We start from the raw sequence: 234 nt of genomic DNA, 5'->3' as shown, positions 1-234 counted from the left end.
ATCTCTCGATCCGGGAGCGGGAGCTGGTGACGCTGATCGGCGCCAACGGGGCGGGCAAGACCACCACCCTCAAGGCCTTAGCCGGCATGATCCCGCCCGCCGCGGGGGAAATCCGCTATCTGGGCAGGCCGGTGACGGGCAAGCCTGCCTGCGGGCTGGGGCTGGAAGGGCTCGTCCTCGTGACCGAAGGGCGCCAGGTGTGCTGCAAGCTCACGGTGGAAGAGAACCTGGAGC

General features: G+C 68.8%; 1 protein-coding gene. It reads left to right on the top strand.

The features are described 5' to 3' along the window. A partial coding sequence (locus tag ACTFO6_RS19950) for an ATP-binding cassette domain-containing protein (protein WP_439936010.1) occupies positions 1-234 on the top strand: 234 nt, incomplete at both ends.

Source organism: Pelomicrobium sp. G1, assembly GCF_051905455.1.
GTDB lineage: Bacteria > Pseudomonadota > Gammaproteobacteria > Burkholderiales > UBA6910 > Pelomicrobium.
Note: the sequence above shows the minus strand (reverse complement) of the source record. Positions and strands in the feature narration are given on the sequence as shown.